General features: G+C 42.0%; 22 protein-coding genes. 13 read left to right on the forward strand and 9 right to left on the reverse strand.

The window, feature by feature from the left end:
• Nucleotides 1–17: 17 nt before the first annotated feature.
• The gene (gene sfsA / locus Q0C29_RS05040) at nt 18–716 is read right to left on the reverse strand and encodes a DNA/RNA nuclease SfsA (protein ID WP_291999564.1); all 699 of its coding nucleotides are present in this window, start codon (nt 714–716) and stop codon (nt 18–20) included.
• 464 nt (nt 717–1180) lie between these two features.
• Between sfsA and Q0C29_RS05045 the strand changes: the two genes are divergently transcribed.
• Both Q0C29_RS05045 and Q0C29_RS05050 read left to right on the forward strand, forming a co-directional pair.
• The gene (locus Q0C29_RS05045; RefSeq protein ID WP_291999565.1) at nt 1181–1843 is read left to right on the forward strand and encodes a DUF981 family protein; all 663 of its coding nucleotides are present in this window, start codon (nt 1181–1183) and stop codon (nt 1841–1843) included.
• 170 nt (nt 1844–2013) lie between these two features.
• Nucleotides 2014–3039: a Gfo/Idh/MocA family oxidoreductase gene (locus tag Q0C29_RS05050; RefSeq protein WP_291999566.1), complete on the forward strand. Its 1026-nt coding sequence runs from the start codon at nt 2014–2016 to the stop codon at nt 3037–3039.
• Here Q0C29_RS05050 and Q0C29_RS05055 read toward each other — a convergent pair.
• Nucleotides 3036–4325, reverse strand: coding sequence for an amidohydrolase family protein (locus Q0C29_RS05055; RefSeq protein WP_291999567.1), 1290 nt, complete (start codon nt 4323–4325; stop codon nt 3036–3038). The two genes, Q0C29_RS05050 and Q0C29_RS05055, sit on opposite strands and share 4 nt — an antisense overlap.
• An 893-nt stretch (nt 4326–5218) precedes the next feature.
• Here Q0C29_RS05055 and Q0C29_RS05060 point away from each other — a divergent pair.
• Complete coding sequence (locus Q0C29_RS05060) at nt 5219–5524, forward strand: hypothetical protein (RefSeq protein ID WP_291999568.1); 306 nt, start codon at nt 5219–5221, stop codon at nt 5522–5524.
• Here the strand turns inward: Q0C29_RS05060 and Q0C29_RS05065 are convergent.
• Complete coding sequence (locus Q0C29_RS05065; RefSeq protein ID WP_291999569.1) at nt 5483–5986, reverse strand: GNAT family N-acetyltransferase; 504 nt, start codon at nt 5984–5986, stop codon at nt 5483–5485. The genes Q0C29_RS05060 and Q0C29_RS05065 overlap by 42 nt on opposite strands.
• A gap of 132 nt (nt 5987–6118) precedes the next feature.
• Between Q0C29_RS05065 and Q0C29_RS05070 the strand changes: the two genes are divergently transcribed.
• Together Q0C29_RS05070 and Q0C29_RS05075 are read left to right on the forward strand one after the other, a co-directional pair.
• On the forward strand, nt 6119–6409 hold the full coding sequence (locus tag Q0C29_RS05070) for a hypothetical protein (RefSeq protein ID WP_291999570.1): 291 nt from the start codon (nt 6119–6121) through the stop codon (nt 6407–6409).
• On the forward strand, nt 6406–6645 hold the full coding sequence (locus Q0C29_RS05075; protein WP_291999571.1) for a hypothetical protein: 240 nt from the start codon (nt 6406–6408) through the stop codon (nt 6643–6645). Before Q0C29_RS05070 ends, Q0C29_RS05075 begins: the two co-directional genes overlap by 4 nt.
• Nucleotides 6646–6658: 13 nt before the next feature.
• Here the strand turns inward: Q0C29_RS05075 and Q0C29_RS05080 are convergent, their stop codons facing one another.
• Both Q0C29_RS05080 and Q0C29_RS05085 read right to left on the reverse strand, forming a co-directional pair.
• Nucleotides 6659–7600, reverse strand: a complete 942-nt coding sequence (locus Q0C29_RS05080; RefSeq protein ID WP_291999572.1) for a (Fe-S)-binding protein — start codon at nt 7598–7600, stop codon at nt 6659–6661.
• 74 nt (nt 7601–7674) lie between these two features.
• Entirely contained in the window at nt 7675–8157 is a 483-nt protein-coding gene (locus Q0C29_RS05085) for a flavin reductase family protein (protein ID WP_291999573.1), read from the reverse strand.
• Nucleotides 8158–8322: 165 nt separating this feature from the next.
• Between Q0C29_RS05085 and endA the strand changes: the two genes are divergently transcribed.
• Nucleotides 8323–8901: a tRNA-intron lyase gene (gene endA, locus Q0C29_RS05090; protein WP_291999574.1), complete on the forward strand. Its 579-nt coding sequence runs from the start codon at nt 8323–8325 to the stop codon at nt 8899–8901.
• A 15-nt stretch (nt 8902–8916) separates the two neighbouring features.
• On the opposite strand, the gene Q0C29_RS05095 is transcribed toward endA, so the two are convergent.
• Both Q0C29_RS05095 and glyA read right to left on the reverse strand, forming a co-directional pair.
• Complete coding sequence (locus Q0C29_RS05095; RefSeq protein WP_291999575.1) at nt 8917–9894, reverse strand: hypothetical protein; 978 nt, start codon at nt 9892–9894, stop codon at nt 8917–8919.
• 53 nt (nt 9895–9947) lie between these two features.
• The gene (gene glyA, locus Q0C29_RS05100; RefSeq protein WP_291999576.1) at nt 9948–11243 is read right to left on the reverse strand and encodes a serine hydroxymethyltransferase; all 1296 of its coding nucleotides are present in this window, start codon (nt 11241–11243) and stop codon (nt 9948–9950) included.
• A 58-nt stretch (nt 11244–11301) separates the two neighbouring features.
• On the opposite strand from glyA, the gene Q0C29_RS05105 reads away from it, so the two are divergent.
• On the forward strand, nt 11302–12723 hold the full coding sequence (locus tag Q0C29_RS05105; protein ID WP_291999577.1) for an NAD(P)/FAD-dependent oxidoreductase: 1422 nt from the start codon (nt 11302–11304) through the stop codon (nt 12721–12723).
• Between the two features lie 179 nt (nt 12724–12902).
• Nucleotides 12903–13361, forward strand: coding sequence for a DUF2153 family protein (locus Q0C29_RS05110; protein ID WP_291999643.1), 459 nt, complete (start codon nt 12903–12905; stop codon nt 13359–13361).
• Between the two features lie 65 nt (nt 13362–13426).
• On the opposite strand, the gene Q0C29_RS05115 is transcribed toward Q0C29_RS05110, so the two are convergent.
• Nucleotides 13427–14287: a class I SAM-dependent methyltransferase family protein gene (locus Q0C29_RS05115; RefSeq protein ID WP_291999578.1), complete on the reverse strand. Its 861-nt coding sequence runs from the start codon at nt 14285–14287 to the stop codon at nt 13427–13429.
• A gap of 53 nt (nt 14288–14340) precedes the next feature.
• Here Q0C29_RS05115 and Q0C29_RS05120 point away from each other — a divergent pair, with 53 nt between their 5' ends.
• The 3 genes from Q0C29_RS05120 to Q0C29_RS05130 are packed head-to-tail and all read left to right on the forward strand — an operon-like array spanning nt 14341 to nt 16513.
• Nucleotides 14341–15774 carry a V-type ATP synthase subunit B gene (locus Q0C29_RS05120; RefSeq protein ID WP_291999579.1) on the forward strand — a complete coding sequence of 478 codons (1434 nt, stop codon included), beginning with the start codon at nt 14341–14343 and terminating at the stop codon, nt 15772–15774.
• A 59-nt stretch (nt 15775–15833) separates the two neighbouring features.
• Nucleotides 15834–16190 carry a HEPN domain-containing protein gene (locus Q0C29_RS05125; RefSeq protein ID WP_291999580.1) on the forward strand — a complete coding sequence of 119 codons (357 nt, stop codon included), beginning with the start codon at nt 15834–15836 and terminating at the stop codon, nt 16188–16190.
• Nucleotides 16163–16513 carry a nucleotidyltransferase domain-containing protein gene (locus Q0C29_RS05130; RefSeq protein ID WP_291999581.1) on the forward strand — a complete coding sequence of 117 codons (351 nt, stop codon included), beginning with the start codon at nt 16163–16165 and terminating at the stop codon, nt 16511–16513. Before Q0C29_RS05125 ends, Q0C29_RS05130 begins: the two co-directional genes overlap by 28 nt.
• 58 nt (nt 16514–16571) lie before the next feature.
• Here Q0C29_RS05130 and Q0C29_RS05135 read toward each other — a convergent pair whose 3' ends face one another.
• Nucleotides 16572–16937, reverse strand: coding sequence for a prefoldin subunit beta (locus tag Q0C29_RS05135; RefSeq protein ID WP_291999582.1), 366 nt, complete (start codon nt 16935–16937; stop codon nt 16572–16574).
• Nucleotides 16938–17146: 209 nt separating this feature from the next.
• Here Q0C29_RS05135 and Q0C29_RS05140 point away from each other — a divergent pair, with 209 nt between their 5' ends.
• Complete coding sequence (locus tag Q0C29_RS05140) at nt 17147–18412, forward strand: alkaline phosphatase family protein (RefSeq protein ID WP_291999583.1); 1266 nt, start codon at nt 17147–17149, stop codon at nt 18410–18412.
• Nucleotides 18413–18480: 68 nt separating this feature from the next.
• The gene (locus Q0C29_RS05145) at nt 18481–19578 is read left to right on the forward strand and encodes a hypothetical protein (protein ID WP_291999584.1); all 1098 of its coding nucleotides are present in this window, start codon (nt 18481–18483) and stop codon (nt 19576–19578) included.
• The last annotated feature ends 10 nt before the right edge of the window (nt 19579–19588 follow it).

The raw sequence follows: 19588 nt of genomic DNA on the forward strand, positions 1-19588 counted from the left end.
CATTAGCTGGCTAAACATCAGGCCAACCTAACCTCAAGGTAACCCATTGGAGTTAGCACCCAGTTCCTCGTCAACACCATTTTATAAGCCAAGGCTTTAACCCCATTCTTAACCGCATACCTCAGTGACTCAGTGAACCTTTGGTCAAGTTCACTATTAGGCGTGAATACTTTAGCCCTTAATCTAAGTACTAGGAAGACTACGTAGGCCTCGTAACCCGATTTAATGGCCTCAACCAATTTAAGCATATGCCTAGCACCACGTAATGTAGGTGCATCAGGAAACTTAGCTAAACCACCCTCCTCTAAGGTTACACCCTTAACCTCAAGGAAAGCGTAATTATTATTCGGTGACTTAAGCAGTAAATCAAACCTACCATCACTGAAACGAGGCTCCCTCCTTAAAACATCATAATCCTTTAGGATGTAACCATTATGTATTAACCAAGTAACAGCATCATTATGAATGGCTGAATTCACCAAGACTAACTCATCACCTAGGTCAACAGCAGTTAGGTAGAACCTAGTCTTACCTGTTTGTTTTGAATACGCATAAAACCTAACACCAGGTTTAAGTAATTCAGTTAATCGACCAGGATCATGAATGTGCACAGCAACTTCAACACCATTAATTATACCTATGCCTACGAACCTATTAATCCTCCTAACGAAGACTCCCTCAACATCAGGTCTCCTAATAGTGAAACCTATGCTCATTAAATGAAACACCACTGGACTTTAAAGTAACTAATCCCTCACATTAAAATGTAGCTTATACCTGTGTCCTTAAGTCAACTTTTAATAGTACCTACATGAAGTTAAGTAAGGTAATGAATATATTCATCCTAAGCAACTTTCAGGTAGGTTATTTATGAAGACTTTAATTAATTCTAGGATTTACCCATATCAGTTGAGGAAATTAACCATTAACATGGGCTCAGGGCATTATTAAACATTCTTAGGAACGTGGAATAGGAATCACTTAAATAACCATAATTGATTAAAGGTAAGGTAATTACGATTACATTTGTGGTCATAAGGCATGCGGAATAGGTGAAATAAGTTATGGTGCTAATTAAGCCTTTAAGGGTGTTTATAAATTCTCTGTATGTTTAGATATAAAGCTTCTGTACATTAGTAATTTTTATTTTCCACGTGAAATACCTTAATGTTGAGGAAATATGGCTCTCTTCATGGATCCACTGGACATATTCCTAATGATACTGGGGGCAACCTTACTCAGCACAGCCTATACGGTTTGGTTAACGACAAGACCGATTAAGGAGGATCCACCTAATGAGCAGGCTGCAATAGTTAAGAGGGAGGTTATTTCAGAGGAGACTATTGAGTGTCCTCCCACAATTAAGGCATTATCCTTCTACTACATGGGTATTGGTGTTTTTGCATTAACTACTGGTGTTTGGGGTTTAGTAACGTGGCCATTACCAAGTTCATATAATATAGTGTTAATGGATCCATGGCCATTATTCGGTGTAGCTGCCTTAATAGTTGGATTAGCACTATACTTCACTGGTTCATTAATGACAGTATCAATTCCATTAGCGTTCCTAGGCATTATACCAATAGTGTACGGTATTGACATACTGAAGTATCACTTAACCAATGAACCGGCATTAGCCGCTGCATTATACATACTAACTGGGTTAGCTCCACTACTGTCACCGCTTGTATACATGACTAGAAGTAGGAACTCAAGTAGGTACATGAGTTACTTGGTAATGGCTATATTGGTGATTGCTGGATTAATAGCCTACCTCATAGGTATAGAGGCTACTTTTGCGCATACTGCTGGTTGGGTTAAGTGGACGCCTTGGTATGGTTAAGGTAATAATGATTTAACTCAAATATTAAACACTTTTTATTTCTTTATTTACATCAAGATTCCAGTTCATCTAATTGATTCCAGATTTACCATGGATTAGTAGAAAATATATGAGTGACATTAATGCTGGCGCGGTTAATTTTAAATGCACCGAATTTGGTTTAAAGACTAATGCATAGTTCAGTTAGGAAGGTTAGGGTTGCTATTGTTGGGCTTGGTGAAGTTTCCTTTAACCACTATAATGCACTTAAGAGCACTAAGTATGGTGAGCTAGCTGGAGTGTTTAGTCATAGTAAAGGTAGAGCTGAGGAGGTTGCTAAGGCTTGGGGAACTAGGCCATACTACTCCTTTGAGGAACTGATTAATGACCAAAGTATTGATGCATTAATAATATGTAGTGCTGACGAGTATCATCATGACCAGGCAGTTAAAGCTATGAAAGCTGGCAAGCATGTGCTTGTTGAAAAACCCTTAGCCTTAAATGCTAGGGAGGTTGCGGACATGGCTAGGGTTAGCCTCGAGACCAATAGGATACTGATGCCTGTACACAACTACATCTTTAGGCCTAAGGTTAGGAGAACAAAGGAGCTTATTGAAAGTGGGGCTATTGGTGAACCAACCTACGCATTATTCATTGTAACCCAGAGACTCACCGAGGATGTAGCCAAGAGGCATCATGGCGCATTATTCACTCAGTCATACCACTCAATATACACATCTAACTACCTCCTAGGTCCACCGGTGGAGTTTCAGGCAATGTGGGGTACATTGACCTATAGGGAGGTTAAGAGCGATGAGGTTTTTGTGGCAACCTTCAAGTATAGGAATGGAGCCTTAGGCAACATTGTGGCTAATTGGGCTGCGGATGATTTATCATCCTACCCATTCATGTGGCTTGATAAGGTTATTGGGACTAGGGGAACCATAACAATAAATTCCTTCGATGACGTAATGACTTCACTTCAAGCCGGCTCGTTCATGATGGGTAAGACTATTGACTACGTAGAGTCCTTTAAGGGTATTGTGAGGCATTTCGTTGATGACGTTTTAGCTGAAGGCCGTAAACCCGAGCAGTCAATCTACGATGCGTTGCTGGTTCATGACATAATTGAGGGCCTTAGGGAGAGCGCTGAGTCTGGTAGGAGGATTAAGTATGAGGCGCTGAGCCTTGGGCAATTGATCGAGAAATATAGTTAAGTTAACTTAAATACCCTTTCGGCGTTCTCTCTCAGTATTCTCTTGATCACCTTGTCTGCATCTTCCTTATCCCAATGGCCCTTATTAATCTTCTCCTCAACAACCTCGTTTATAGCCCTCTTAGCTATTACGGATGCCCCATAGGTTCCCTCTATGAAGGCGTAGTCCCCTCCGAAGGCCATTATCTTATTATTCGGCACAAGTTCAAGCCACTCACTTAATATGTCCACGTAGGCTCTTGGGTTAATTTCATGCATCCAGCACAAGTCCAGGTAAACGTTAGGCCACTGCTTAGCCAACACACCAGCCTCATGATAATATGGGTAACTTGCATGGAACAGTATGAACTTTACATTCTGATATTCCTTAAATAGGTTAATTAATTGGGTTGGATTAGCATTAGTGAGCGCATTGTTAGGTGGTTCATCATACGTTGGTGCAGTTTCCTGAATACCTGTATGCACCTGAAGAGGCTTACCCAACGCCTCCAATTCATCCAACATAACCCTGAATAAGTAGTCTTGAAGAGGCTTAACCTCACTTGATGAAGGTGTATAGCGCCTAAACCCCTCCTTACCCTCAATGATGGCTTTAAGAGCGTACTCAGCCTCATTAGGTGTCACGTACTCAAATTTAAGCGACTGCATGTAGGCTGGGAAGCTTGTCTTAACGCCAATAAAGTTGGGTAAAACTTCCCTAATATACCTCCTAAAGGCGTTTTCCAAGTCAGATAAGTGGTGTATGGGTACCTTAAGTCTCCTTGATGCATTCATTAAATCCCCCCAATTACTAATGAACACAATCCCCTCAAACCTAATAACACCAGTGAACAAATCCCTATCAAACTTCGGTAGTGAATTACCTGTATTATCCCCATGATCCAAGACCACTTTGCCTATGTTAGCCTTTTCTAGAACCCACCTGTAGAAGCCTTTAGTGGCCTTATTGTTCATTGACTCAACAAGCTTGGGGTAAGTATCCCTAGTGATGTCACTTATACCGTAGAGGTCCCTAATAGCTAACCTAATGGCTAAACCATAGCCCGTAGTTTTAGCGTAATCCCAGTACCTCTCGAAAATAGGCCACCTCTCCTCCCAAGGTTTCTTCAAATCCCTTAACACCATAAACTCCTCAGGAGTCATGCCGCTTGAGAAGAAGTCAGTTGTTAAGTAGTGAGCTAGGAACAGGAACATTGGATCCTGGGGCCTAGATAGCCTATCAGGTTCAGGTTCAAGATGCTCATGAGTGTCAATAAGCTTTATTGAATTAACTACTTCACTAATCATAATTATTGCTAAATATTATTATTTTTAAGGATTGCTTCTTGCAGCTGTAGTGAAACTTATATTATACATAGCTTAATTTTACATGAAGTTAATATTTAAGTATTTACTTAAAATTAAATAAAGCATAAGCACTTAACAAGTAGTACTGAACCATGTATAAGAGTAATGGTAAAATAGGAGACCATTAAGGAGGGGAAATTGACGTTAAAAAGGACAATGCAGTAAATATCTAGCGATGGAGATTAAACATAATCCAGGGCTCAATTAACCCCTCCTTAAAGTGTGAAAAATTTAAAAATAAACGAGTGGAAAACCTAATGGTTTCTGAGGACTAGGCTCCGCATAGGCCTTGCACGCGGGAGGTCCCGGGTTCAAATCCCGGCCGGTCCACCATGCCTCATAACTTAATTATATAATGTCCATTATTAAATTCAATATCTTAAGGTACTGCACTCTTCCATTGCTGTAATTGCTAAGAAGTATAATGAAGATTGAATTCTAATCCATTATGTATGGGTCACGAAATTTAAACAAGACTCTGGGAAACTGCAGTAATGGCACCTTAATACACCATAATCATGAGAGAGGGTTATTTTAGTGGTCTAAGCCTTAACAATGATTCCTAATGTATTTAGGATTGAATGAAAAGTAGTAAGGAGCCATCATCTGGTCAGGCCTTCCTGAGGACTAGGCTCCTGGACATCCTTCCAGGCTAGACTACCGGCCCTAAGCTGGGAATTAAAGTGAATGGGTTATAAGCTTTTCTAAGGGTAATTGATGCTGGTTTTAGGCTATTTCATGGTTGACTCAAGTTGATTTAATGAGGTATTTAACGAGCAAGCATTTTATCACGGCTTTGGAGCACATTAATAAGTGCGTGTTGAAGTAACCCTGTGGCAGCCGAGGACTTGATTAATGTAGCTGAGCTAATTAGGAGGATTAAGGATGGGCCATGTTCATCCTTAAACTGTAATATATCTAGTGTTAAGGTATCAATGGGAGAAAGAGATAATGGGAGAGGGGTGACCTCAATGATTGAACTAGACTTAGTGAGGGATATAGTTCACTTAACCTTTGAACTAAAGGCTGGTAAGTTAACCTGCTTAATTAAACTTGAGGTAGTAGGTAGCGTAAGTGTGAGTAAACTTAGGGGTATCTCAAGTAGTATTATTGAATTGTTGAATTCCCTTAAGCTGTAGGTTGTTAGCGTTAAAAACCACCTTATATGAGTCATCATTGAACAAAACCTTGCCCCCATAGTACCTAGATATCCTCACCATCCTAATATTATCCACACTCATGTATGCGTAAACCCTCACTGCTGCCCTTTTACCGAATAAATCACTGAGCATTAAACCCACAAGCCACTTACCAATACCCCTACCTTGATACTCATCCTTAACGACTAGGGCTATCTCATAGGAATCATTAATCCTATACGCCTCACCTACTGCTACCAGTTCCTCATTATAGTAGACACCATATACTATTGGCCTTAATGATAATAGTGATCTAACGCAGTCCTCAACATCGTTTATCATACATAGGAACCGTGATCTAATAGATTGCCTACTTAATGATTTATAGAAGGAAATAATCAGTTCACCATCCCTCAATGGATCCAGGTACCTCACACTAGGTTGAGCGTTAACATAATTCATTAGCGCTTAGTATTATGTAATACTAATATTTAAGGTTACCTAAAGTGCCCCTAACCATGGTTTAATTCATTATTGGTCTTTTAAAGTAAACATGAGTAATGCTTATATTTCCCAAGGCTAGGAAGCACATAAATGCCCATTAACATTAATGGTATTATTGACAAGTTAATCAATGAAATTAGGAGTTACGGGCAGGTGACTGTTGAGGATTACGGGTTAGAGAAGTTACTCATAGTTAAGTTAACCGAAGACCTGTCAGTCTTCACGTCAATATTATGTGAGGACACCGACTGCACTGTAGAGTATGCTGTTGGTGACGAGAACTTCACTATACTGCCCAAGTACCTGGACTTAATGGATAAGGCCGTGGAGATTATGAGAGTTATTAATAATAACTTAGTTAAAATGGGGGTGATTAGGTGAAGCGGGGTTTAAGACTTGATTCAATTAATGCACGTAAAGTACGTGGACCTGATGGCTTCTTCACAGTGGCCATGGGTATTGAAGTGTTTAGGCTTATTGAGAATAAGGTGAGTGAGCTTGGTCTTGCCAGTGAGATCATTGGTGACGTAGTTTTAGTTAAGGCTAAGTCATGGAGTAGCATTAGTAAGCTCTTGAAGTATGCCCGTTTAAATGGAATCAATGTGATTGAAGACTAAGCCTAGTTAGGGTTCACTGTACTCCACTCAATACCTCTGCTAAGTCTAGTATCTTAACCTTATCGTTACTGTTCCTGGATAGGTTAGCGTAGCATATTGGGCAAGCCACAACTATGTTGTTTGATAACTTGGATAATGACTCAACCCTACTTCTGGCAACCTTATTCGATAATGATGGCTTAATGGATTCCACAGGGCCGCCGCAGCACATTGATGTTGAAATCCCGGTTATGTAAGGGTCTTCAACATGCTCAACCCCCGCCTTCTCCAGTAGTTTCCTGTAAGTTTCCCTCATCCCTAGGTACCTTGAGTATAGGCATGAGTCATGAATAACCACTCTACTTAACCTTGCCTTATCAACACCCTTAATCAACTCCATGTAGTTAATTACATTGATGCCTAAGTCCCCGAAGAAACGGGGTGCTACAGTGGTTAATATGTGGTGGGTATGTGGATCAATGGTTATCACGGTCTTAATGCCCTTACTCTTAAAGTAACTGAGCACCACTGATGAGAAGTAGTCTTTGAAGTCATCCTCAAACCCCAATTCATACAGTAAAGCGCCTGAGTAAGGTTCGTCGTGCATAAAGGCGAAGTTAACCCCATTCTTAATGAGAAGGTTTGCAATAGCCTTAACAATACCATTAACCCTATTAATTTCACTCCTGGGCGGTTTTAAAATAACCTTAGCCATGGTAATAACCGCGCCACTGAACCTACTTACTAAGGGGCCTAACGACTCCGGTGGAGCCTTCTCCATTAGGCCCGTGAATGAGTTTATATAAGGCACGAGTTGGTAAAGACATGAAGTGTAAAGTATTGTATCACCTGATTCAGGGACATTAACCCCATTAGCCCATTCACTGCATATGCTTCTCTCAACTGGTATGGGTAATCTATTGTAGTTTAGGCTCCTAATCATTATTGCCCTAAGTCCCCTTAACCAATCCTCCATAATAGGTTCGTTATTTAAGCTAATTAAGTATTGTGCCTTAGGGAAGTGCAGCTTCCCTTAGGTTGGCTGTGGAATCATGAGACTTTAATAGTGTAGTAATTCCTGTTTAAGTATATTAATGGCGGCTTAAGGTTAAGTACCTTACCATCCTCAACCTGCCCTATGAATAACGTGTGATCACCAGCATCATACCTAGCCACTACCCTGCAGTCTAAGTAAGCTATTGAACCATCAATTATGGGTGAACCAGTCTTAGCTGTAATAATCCTTAATCCCTTAAACCTCTCCTCCCTTGGGGCTGTGGCGAACCTAATAGCCACATCCTTCATATCGTAGGGTAGTATGTTAACTGCGTATATTCCAGATTCATTAATGGCCTTATGTGAACCCACCTTCTTGTCTAACGCCACCAGCACCAGTGGTGGATCAAGGGATACTGAAGTGAATGAATTAACAGTTAAACCATAGTATTCACCATTATTAACCGTAGTGACGACAGTGACTCCAGTTGGGTAATTTCTAAGTATGGCCTTAAGCTCCTCCCCAGTAATAACCATATTGCCTACTTGCCGGGGCTTTTTAATAAACTAAACTGATAATGCTCCTAGCATTACGTGCTTAATAGGCATTAATTGGGCTTAACTAAGACCTAGATCAATTCCTTAACTTGAATCGAGATTATTAGTATAGGTTTATAAATAATGCTGTGGAAGTTAAATAATATGGTTCAGGATGCTAAGGGAAGGACAATCGCTAAGTATAAGGGGGTACTTAAGGGGGATAAGGTTATTGTACCTAGTATTGATGAATCCAGGGCTCTTTATAAGCTTGGTTTCTTTGGGAAATTCCTAGGTAAAGATAAGATTAAGATTGAGGAGGTTGATTCTGTGAATTCACAAATACACTTATCGCCGCTTGAGGCCCTTTACCTAGTTGAGTTAGGCCTATTGGAGGTTGTTGATGATGATTCAGTGGTGGATAAGGATACTCTTAGGGAGTTGGTGGAGAAGCGTTATGAACATGGGGAACTAGTCTATGAATTATACAGGTATTTTAGGGATAGGGGTTACGTGGTTAGGAGTGGGTTGAAGTTTGGTTCACTCTACGCAGTTTATGAGAAAGGGCCAGGCATAGACCATGCACCGATGCTCGTTCACCTAATTGACCCAGGCCGTAACATAACGGCATTAGATGTAACTAGGGCAGCGAGGTTAAGCCATACTGTTAGGAAAACCTTCGTGCTGGCGGTTAGGCATATGAATAGTCTTAAGCTTATAGGGTTCGAATGGTGGACTCCGTAAATTGTAGGCTTATTATTAATCAAGGCTTATGCTGAATGAGGTGAACTTGGAACAGTACCCATCTATTGGGCATTCAATACACTGGTTAACTGAACAATTGAACCCAATATCGTAAGCACCCTTCTCGGCTGCTATTGGGTCACTGCTCCTCCTAATTGTTTTAACAGCAATGACCCTAGCCACCTTATACGGTATCTTTACGTTACCCTTACTTAAATTAACGTACAGTGCCTTAACCTTATCATCGTCTATAAGCACCAAGTAAGCCCCGCTCCTTATGACCGCTGAGGCAGTGTACATGTCGCCGATTGGTATGTATAACTTATTCTGCCCCCTTAACATAACCTTAAGCGCTAATGGTGCCCCAGATTCATGAGCAATCCACCTTATCATTATCCTAACGCTCTTATTCCTATGAACCGTGGAGTAGGGGGTCATGAAGCTTCTTATGAAGTTCTCCAGGTTAGTGTAATTCCTAATGACTGCGAACTCCTTAGCTAAACCACCCCTCCTTGCAACTGCCCTTAGGCTTAGGGCATAATTCTTAACGGCATCATTAACCTGCTGTAATTCAGCCTCCCCATAATTCTTAACGAATTCCTCAGCCAACTTAACTCCATTATCCTTAACAGGATTATTAATGAACTTAACCATGTAATCAGCAACACCACCTATTGAATCATAGAACTTAGTGACCCTAACAACCCTAACTGATGAAAGTATTGATGCGGTTAAGGTAAGGTACCTGGCTAGGTTCTCCACACCATCAATGGCTAGGTAATTTCTTAAACCCTCCCCGAAGGTTATCTTACCTCTCCTGTACTTATCAATGAAGTTCACGTAGAAGACCTTAACCCTATTAGCCGTGTCAGCTAAGTCCTTGTTAAGCGTCTTGAAGACTGGCTCAACCACCAATTGACCATGCCTAGTAATCTCACTAAGAGCCTCCTCACCCAGCCTCCTTAATTCACTAATACTTAATGTTGAAGACACCTTAACCATATGGTGAGTGGGTTTAATAAACCATTTCTTAGTTTAAAGGGCAATTAGTAATTGAGGGGTAGGCAATCGCATTTAATACCCACGTCACTCAGCTTGAAGCCATACTTGACCTCAGTGTAATGGGCCTTAAACTCCTTAACCTCACTCCTAACTGCACTAGGTTCCTTACCATCAATCAGCATTGCCTTCATGAATGCGGCAATCTCAGCCATTTCCTGAGTACCCATACCCACCCTAGTCATTTCCTGAACACCCATCCTAATGCCGCTGGGTTTCACTGCGCTCCTATCCCAGGGTAGCATATTCTTGTTAACGATTATTCCACCATCCTCAAGTAGTTGAGCAACCTTAGCCCCACCGCCGAATTTAGAAGCATCAAAGACTACTTGATGAGTCTCAGTGAAGCCCCTAGCCTCAGCCACCACCGGTATACCATACTTGCTTAACTCCTCAGCCAGCCTCTTCGCATTCAACCTTACTTGGTAGGCGTAGGATTCACCAAAGGTCATCATTTCAATTGCCGTTATCGCAGTGGAGGCGTACCTATGCAGGTGGTAATTTGATGTTAATTGTGGGAAGACCGCCCTTTGAATGTTCTTGAAAATGGACTCATTATTAGTGAATATTACACCACCCTGGGGCCCTGGGAAGGTCTTATGCGTTGATGAGGTCATTAAGTCTGCCCCCTCATTAAGTGAATTGGGGAATTGGCCACCAGCTATTAACCCAAGCACGTGGGCTGAGTCATGCATTAAGTAAGCCCCATTCTCATGAGCCACCTGGGCAAGCTCCTTAACTGGATGCGGGAATAAGTAAAGTGATGCACCCAATATAACTAATTGAGGCTTCTCCTCCCTAATGACCTTTGCCGCTGAGTCAACGTTAATGCTGAAGTTCTCCTCATCACAAGGTAGGTGAATTACCTTAAGCCCCAATGCCCCAGGGGCACCAACCTCATCATGGCTAATATGCCCACCACACTGCCTTGGCACTGCAGCAATCTTACCACCCTTAGCTAACGTTAAGTAAACAGCCATGTTAGCTACTGTACCTGAAATAGGCCTCACATCAACGTAGCTTGCGTGGAATAGTTTAGACATGAGGTCAACTAAATACGCCTCCATATCATCAACATACTTAACACCTTGATAATACCTATTACCTATAGTGCCCTCCGCATACCTACCCATCATGTCGTTTATGTAGAAGTACTCAGCCAGTGGTGACATGACGTTTTCACTTGGTATTAGGTTTATGGTTTCCCTCCTCCTCCATGTATTATGACTATTTATTATATCCCTTACCCTATTTACTGCATTAATAGCATCACTTAGATTCATTAAGCTTAAACCTAATAACCCAGAAATATAAATTTATCCGCTGGCTACGTTTAGCATAATGCTTATATTACGAAGAATCAAGGCTTCTCAACTACTGTACATGAGTAAAGTAATAATAGTGCATTTACCATTAAGTAATCCTACAATAAGCAGCATATTAACGGTCCCTCACTACATGAGTGTACCCTTATATATTTCAGGTAATTCATTAACTATGGTTAAGACTGCCTTAGTGATTGGCGGCGGCCATAATGGGTTAATGGCTGCTGTAACGCTTAGGGAGAGCGGATTCAATGTCACGTTAATTGAGGCTAGGGGTAAGGTTGGCGGTATGGCTGATACTGAAACCATGATGGGTGTGAAGGTTAGTAGGGCTGCATATGTACTAGGCCTAATGCCCAGGCGATTCATGGATAAATTCAACATACCTGTGATTAGGCAGGATCCATTTCAAGTGACTTACATTAATGGTAAGCTAATACCCTTCTGGAGGGATAGGGATAAGAGGGTTAAGGCGTTGGTTAAGGCTGGTGAAGTTAAGTTCCCTGAGTTCGAGGGTAAGCTACTTAAATTTAAGGAGTTAATGGAGAGTAAGTTCACGTTTGTTAATGAACCACCCTCAGTGGGTGAAATTAGGGATGAGGCCGTTAAGCTTGGTGTTGAGGAATTCATTGAGGAGTCATGCAGTAGAATACTGAGTGAGTACCTATCTCCAGACCTCCACTACACCTTCATGTACCCAGGTATGGAGAATTCCCCAGCGTACCTAATAGCCTACTTCTACTCACCTGACTGGTCATTTGTGAAGGGAGGCATGGGTACTGTGGGTGATGCAATGTTGAGGTATGCCTTAAGCATTGGCGTTAATGTGCGCCTGGGGGTTAAGGTTAATGGATTGGAGTTTAAGGGTGACCTAGTGACCGGTGTCATCACTAATGATGGTATCTTAAAGGGTGATGTAGTTGTTTCCTCAGTTAGCCCAATACTGCTTGATCAATGGATTAAGGGTAAGGGGAGTAGTTGGCGTATACCTAGGCCTGGTTGGAGGAAGTATAATATTGTGCTTAAGGATTACCCAAGAATCCCCCCTGAATTAAAGCCCTACGCCCACTCAATAATGGACACTGAGGCTGGAGAGTTGGTGATACCGTCAATACTTGATGAAACCAGGGGTGGGGTTGTTTTAGAGTTTATGGGTGACTTGGATTCATTACTGGACATGATGCCTGATATTCATGAAAAGGCTCTGGTGATAGATAAGTTAACACCCAAGGATGCCGAGGCCACTTATAACGTACCTAATGGTGATGTTAACCATATCCCAATGAGAGCACCATATGTGCTTAATGGGAGGCCAGGGTACAGGACCCAGTTCCTTAACCTATTCCAGGGGAGTGCCGGCAATTACCCAGGTGGGCAGATAACCGGTGTACCAGGTTATAATGCAGCTAGGTTAGCTGTTGGTGTCTATTCGGCGTAAGCGGTGGTTGCATTAATTCTACAATTAATTATAATAAATTTAATATTATAGGTTTAGATTCTTAACTTATATATGATTAATCATTATATTATATAAACATTAATTATGGTTGAGTAGCATATAGTGCTTGGGGCAAAGGTTTAAATATAGCGGTTATGTAGTTAGGATTAGTGTTAAACATGAGCGTGGAGAGTCAGGTTAAGGCTCACATAAAGGGATTAATAAATAGGCTTGATGGTTGGTTAATAAGCCAAAGGAAATTAATAGATGATCTACAGAAGTACGCTGATTACGTTAAGAGCCAGGATAGGTACACCCTATTATTATCAGCGCAGGCCATGATATATTACATAGAGCGTACCGCTAAGGACTTTGAGTCATGGCTAAACAACCCACTCATAACGTCAATAATGACACCGGATATGTTAAAGGAGCTTGAGGCTAAGTTGCGTGAACTGGCGGTTAACTTCATAAAGGTGGATCTTGAGCACACTGGACAGTACCTTGACTTACTTAGGAAATATGATGCGGCTGGTGAGGTACCGGAGATACTAAGGCTATACTTTGAGCATAGGATTGGTGGTGCACAGGAGGGTGGGCAACAGAGGGGAGGGGAGGAAATGCCCAGGTTCCTGTGATTAGGTAAACGCATGTTTCCAACAAAAGCTTAAAGTTAGTGCCCTTTAATTAAAAATAATCACGATCACGTATGGGTAGTTTGCCTTTTATTTACCTCAAAGTCAACCCTAACCTTATACACCCTAGGGGCATACTCTCTAACAATCCTCTCATTAATTATCCTGCAGTTAACACTCATGTTACTGCAATGCTTCATCACGATTTCCTCAGCATCCCTAAAGGGATCTTCCTCCGGGCCAATGTGATAGAAGTTCACTATGCCCTCATCCATTACGCAATTTATGGCGCTGGGTAGGTATTGGTGAGCGCCTAAGGGTAGGGTCATTATTACCCTGTGGAAGCTATTCCTCATTTTTTCGCAGAAGAGTGACGCATCATACTCAACCGGCACTACCTTACCCCTAACCTTATTTAACCTCACGTTAACTTCAGCATACCTAATTGCCTCCGGGTTTATCTCAACAGCATATATTAAGCGCACTGTGGGTTTATGCTTAAGTATTATGAATGCGTATGGCGCGATCCCAGCGAATAAGTAGGCTATTACCTCATTATCCTTAACCCTTGATGCTAAATCAAGCCTATCGTACTGATCTCTGGGGGAGAAGAATACCTTAGTTGGGTCAAGCATTAACCTAATCCCTGATTCAACGTGAATAACCTCAGTGACTTCCCCAATTAACTTCTCGTAACTGTATAACCTAAACTCACCGCTCCTTGGCCCAATCCTCCTTAACACCGCCTTAACATTCCTACTATTCTTAATTATTGCCTTAGCTATCTCGTACTTGAACTTGTCTAGTTCATTGGGTATCTCAATGATAGCCACTGCCCCTGACCTGGATCCAATTATGTCGAAACCTGAGGGCACTAGGCTTAGTAAGTCCTGCGGTACTATACCCCTTAATTCATCCCTCAATTTCATTTAACCGGTCCTCACGTTAATAGTTAAAAACTAATCACTCGACGGCTTAATTAATGTCTAAGCTTCTTGAGATTAGGGGGATACAGGAGTATAGGACTGTTAGGGAGGTTAAGGGGCCATTGATAGTTATTGAAAGGACTAGGGGGATAGCATACGGTGAAATGGGTGTTGTAACTGGGCCTGATGGTGAACCTAGGCTTATTCAGGTAATTGAAGTTGGACCTGACTACGCCATAGCCCAAGTCCTAACAGGGACCCTTGGCTTACCGGCAAGCGGCTCCACAGTCAGGTTCTATGGAACCACCTTAAGGCTACCAGTGTCTGAGGATTTACTGGGTAGGATAATAAGCGGTAGGGGTGTGCCAAGGGATTCATTATCAATGCCACCAGCAGAGGACTTCCTTGACGTTAACGGTGAGCCACTTAACCCATACGCTAGGGATTACCCAGAGGAGCCTATTGAGACTGGTGTTAGTGCAATAGATGGACTCTACACTATGGTTAGGGGACAGAAGTTACCCATATTCTCAGGCACTGGATTACCGCACAATATGCTTGCTGCCCAGGTTGCAAGGCAGGCAACTGTTAGGGGTAGTGAGGAGGAGTTTGCAATAGTCTTCGCCGCTATTGGCCTTAGGACCGAGGAGGCGTTATTCTTCATTGATGAGTTTAGGAGAACAGGTGCATTAAGAAGACTAGTCTTGGTAATGAATCTTGCCAGTGACCCAATAGCTGAAAGGATTCTTACACCAAGGGTTGCCTTAACCATAGCCGAGTACTTGGCTTGGCAAAGGGATTACCACGTCCTAGTGATATTAAGTGATATGCTTAACTACGCAGAGGCCCTTAGGGAGCTTTCATCAGCTAAGGGTGAGCTACCAGGTAGGAGGGGTTACCCAGGCTACATGTACACTGACTTAGCGTCAATATTCGAGAGGGCAGGTAGAGCTAGGGGTAGAAAGGGTAGTGTTACCCAATTCCCAATACTAACGATGCCTCACGATGACATAACCCACCCAGTACCCGACTTAACAGGCTACATTACGGAGGGTCAACTAGTCTTATCCAGGTCAATGTGGGGTAAGGGCATTTACCCACCCTTCGATGTCCTAATGAGCCTATCAAGGTTAATGAAGGATGCTGTCGGTGAGGGTAAGACTAGGGATGATCATAAGTACGTGGCTAATCAACTCATATCAGCCTACTCTAGGGCATTGGATGTTAGGAACCTAGCAGTACTGGTTGGTGAGGGTAATTTAAGTTGGCGTGAAAGGAGGTACCTTAGGTTCGCTGATGAGTTTGAGAGGAAGTTCATAGCTCAAGGTTTCTATGAAAGGAGAACGTTCGAACAGACTCTTGACATAGCTTGGGACGCCTTAAGTGTACTACCTGAGGATGAGTACTCCAATATTCCACCTGAAGTATCAAAGAGGTACTATAGGGAAGGTATATTTAAGTCAATTAAGGATGAAGGAGTTAAGGCCTAGGCAAATAAGCTTCAGCGCATGCTTAAACTTTATTAGAAACTCATGGCTTAGCTACAGTTGTGACTGAGTTAGTTAAGAAGGCTGAAGATTGGTTTGAGGTGGCTAAGGGTGCATTAAGGGAGGGTAGGTTTTGGTTAGTCTGTTATGCATCGCATCAGGCGGTTGAACTATATGCTAAGGGTGTATTATTCATGAGGGCTGGTTCATACCCATTTACCCATAATTTAGTAACATTGATTAAGTTAATTGATTTAAATGCATCAACTGAAGTCCTTAATTCATGCAGGGTACTTAATCCTCACTACTCAGCATCAAGGTACGATTCATCATCAATTTATGATAAGGATACTGCTGTGCAATGCTTAACACACGCTGAGGTGGTTATAACATGGCTGAGGACCTTATTAGAAAAATGATTATTAAGGTATCTAAGTATGATGAGGATTTCAGGAATTTCATAAGCAGGTTAATTAAAAAGTACCCTGACTCAACAATAGTGCTCTTTGGCTCCAGAGCTAGGGGTGATAATAGACCTTCAAGTGACTTCGATGTACTAGTTATTATTAAGGGTAAGGTTACGTGGAGTATTGTGGAGGAAATATCGTTTATTGCTGATGAATTACCTGTTGATTTAATTGTTAAAAGCGTGGAGGATTTCCTAAATGATGCAGGTATTAAGTTAATGCTAAGGAATGGATGCAGGGTGCTATATGATGGCTTAAGTCTAAATCCATGTTAAGTTCAAGTAATTGTAAGCAAGTATTTAAATAACTGTATTGATTACGCCGCTGATTCTTCTATTGAACTTGCCCACCCTGACCTGCAGCGAGCGTTTGCTTAACCTTATTCTCCAATTCACTTATCTGTTTCCTAAGCATATTCTCCTGCTTCACAAGGGACTGAAGATGCAGGTCAAGTAGCTCCTTCCTCTGGTTTAAATCCTGTATAGCCTCATCCCTAGTGGTTGAAAGTAGAAAGGTTCCCACAACCTTGTAAACCTTCGAATCCTGTGGAAGCTTATTTAACTCATTGAGGGCTTTATCCACATTCCTGAGTTCGCTCTCATACTGCTGTTTCCTAAGCAATACTGCCTGTAGTTGATCCTCAAGTTGCCTCAGCCTATCTAAGTCATTCCTAACCGCTGGCGGGATTTCAGTAGCCATAATTGCCTAAGGTTACTTGACTAAAAATGCTTTTCGCAACATACTGCACAAGGCGGTTAAATGATAGGCCACCACCCACTGACTGCACCTATGTGCTGGTAAACCCATATACCATGAATCAGCCTTAAGCCATTTCCTAGGTTTAAGGAAAATGATTTCAATCGAATGCTATTGCGAACACTTAAAAAGTATTGTATCCATGTCTAGGTATGAAGCTGCTTTTCCTAGTACTGGATGGGGCTGCTGATAGGCCTAATGAGAAGGGGGAGACCCCGTTATCCATGGCTAAGAAGCCCAATTTAGATTCACTGGCTGTTCAGGGAGCCTTAGGATACCACTACCCCTTAGGGGTAGGTAGAGCTCCTGAGAGTGATGCAGCAGTATTATCTATACTGGGTTATGACCCGGATAAGTACTACACGGGTAGGGGTCCTCTTGAAGCCCTTGGGGTTGGTTATAGGGTTAAGGAGGGGCATGAGGTTGCCTTTAGGGCTAACTTCGCCACTATTAATCCTGAAACAAGGGTTATCCTTGATAGGAGGGTTGGTAGGAGCTTGGAATCCTGGGAGGCTCAGGAGCTAGCTAAGGCGGTTGACGGTATTGAGCTTGGGGGTGGTTTAGGGTATGCTAGGGTTATTGCAACTATTGGCCATAGAGCAGTGGTGATTATTGGTGTTAAATCAGGGCGCCTTAGTGGGGATGTTACTAATAATGATCCAGCCTACGTTAGGGTTGGTAAGGTATCTGTTGCTGTACCTAATCCTGATAATAGGCTTGCACAGATAAGGCCCTTAAACCCACAGGATGAGGCAGCGTCATTAACAGCTAAGTTAGCTAATGAATTTGTTGATAAAGTAATCAACATACTTAAGGATCATCCATTAAATAAGGAGAGGGCCAAGAAGGGTTTACTGCAGGCTAACGTAATACTAGTGAGGGATGCAGGTGACTCATTACCTAAAGTAACCCCGATAAATCAACTTCATGGGCTTAAATTCGGCGCAGTAGCTGAGATGCCTGTGGAGAGGGGTATAGCTAGGGCGCTGGGTATGGATGTTGAGGAGGTTAAGCTTTACAACGCCCCCAAGGATGAGGTCCTCGGTGAACGCTTCGAGGCAACCATGAAACTCCTGGAAAGGGTTGACGTAGCCTACGTTCACTTAAAGGGGCCTGATGAACCAGGTCATGATGGTGACTTAAAGGGTAAGGTTAAGGCAATAGAGGACATTGATGAGTATTACGTGGCTAAGTTGATTAAGAGTAATTGGGGGGACTCAATACTAGTCACCAGTGATCACGCAACTCCATGGGCACTGAAGGCGCATAGTGATGACCCAGTACCAATAATGCTTAAGTCACGTAAGGTTAAGGCTGATGGTTTAACATTGAACGAGATTAACGCCAGTAAAGGTAGTTTAGGTAAGTTTGAACATGGCTGGTTAATAATGGGTAGGATTAAGGAGCTGGTTTTCTAAAGCTTTAGTTAAAGGCATGAACACTAACAAGGCTTATAAATTCACCTGCAGGCGCTTAACGTACTGAAGTGATGATGGAGGACTTAGAATTACTTGAAGCTAAGTACCAGGGTACAGTGGCTAGGAGTAGGGAGGCCCTTGAGCTCGACTTCAGTATTAGGTATGGTGATAGAATGAGCCTTATGCTTAATGAGGCTCTTAAGGTGTATTTCCTAGACCTTGATAGTAAGGTTAAGGTTAGGAGAACAATAGTTGATGAAATGGGGTATAGGATTGATAACCTCGTTAAGGCTAGGTTAAGTTCACTAAACCTAAACCTTAACCCCATATTAATAACCTGGTACTACATTGGTAATGGTGAACACGTAGATAGGCTTAGGGAACTTCTCGGTATGGCTGGTCAAAGAATAAGTATTGATGATTACGTTAAGGGTGGATTCCTTATGAGAATTGATAAGTCAACCGTAATAATCCCAGAATACCTAGCAGGTTACTTATCTAAGGTGGATCCACCACCGCAGTTGGATTCATCATCAATAGTGTACGGTAATATTGATAACCCAATGTTCATGGTTACCTTAGAGACTATAGCCAGGAACCTTAAGCCAATTGATGGCTTCATAAGGGCCTTCTATGGTAAGGGTATTAGAGACGCCTTAACAAGTGGCCTACTTAATCAATTAGCTAAATTGCATAATGATGAAGTCCTGGTTAATCCATTAATTGACTTAAGAAGCCTTAGGTTAGGGTTAGCTAGGGCTAAGAACACTAGGGCTAGGGTGATTAAGCATTCACTATCAATGTACGGTAAATACATATTCGATAGGGAGATATACTGTGGTGTTAACTACATGTTCACCTACAGTTCAAGAAGTCTTGTGGTTTACTTATGCCCCTGGACACCCCACTATAAGTTAATAATAAGTAAACATTATGGGGTAAGGAGTCTCATAGTATTAGGCATTAGATTTAGGGAAAGCATGGTTGATTTCCTTAACTCCGAGAAGGATAGAAGACCCAGCCTATCTAAGGTCATGTTTGTCGCCTTCGATCAAGCTGTAGGTAGCATCCATGCGATATATCAGAGTGAGAGTAGGAACCTAATGGATGATGCACTAGATATCTTGTACGAGACTAACTACAACATTACTGAAGTAACTTATTAGATTACTGCGA

Source organism: Caldivirga sp., assembly GCF_023256255.1.
Taxonomy (GTDB): Archaea; Thermoproteota; Thermoprotei; order Thermoproteales; family Thermocladiaceae; genus Caldivirga.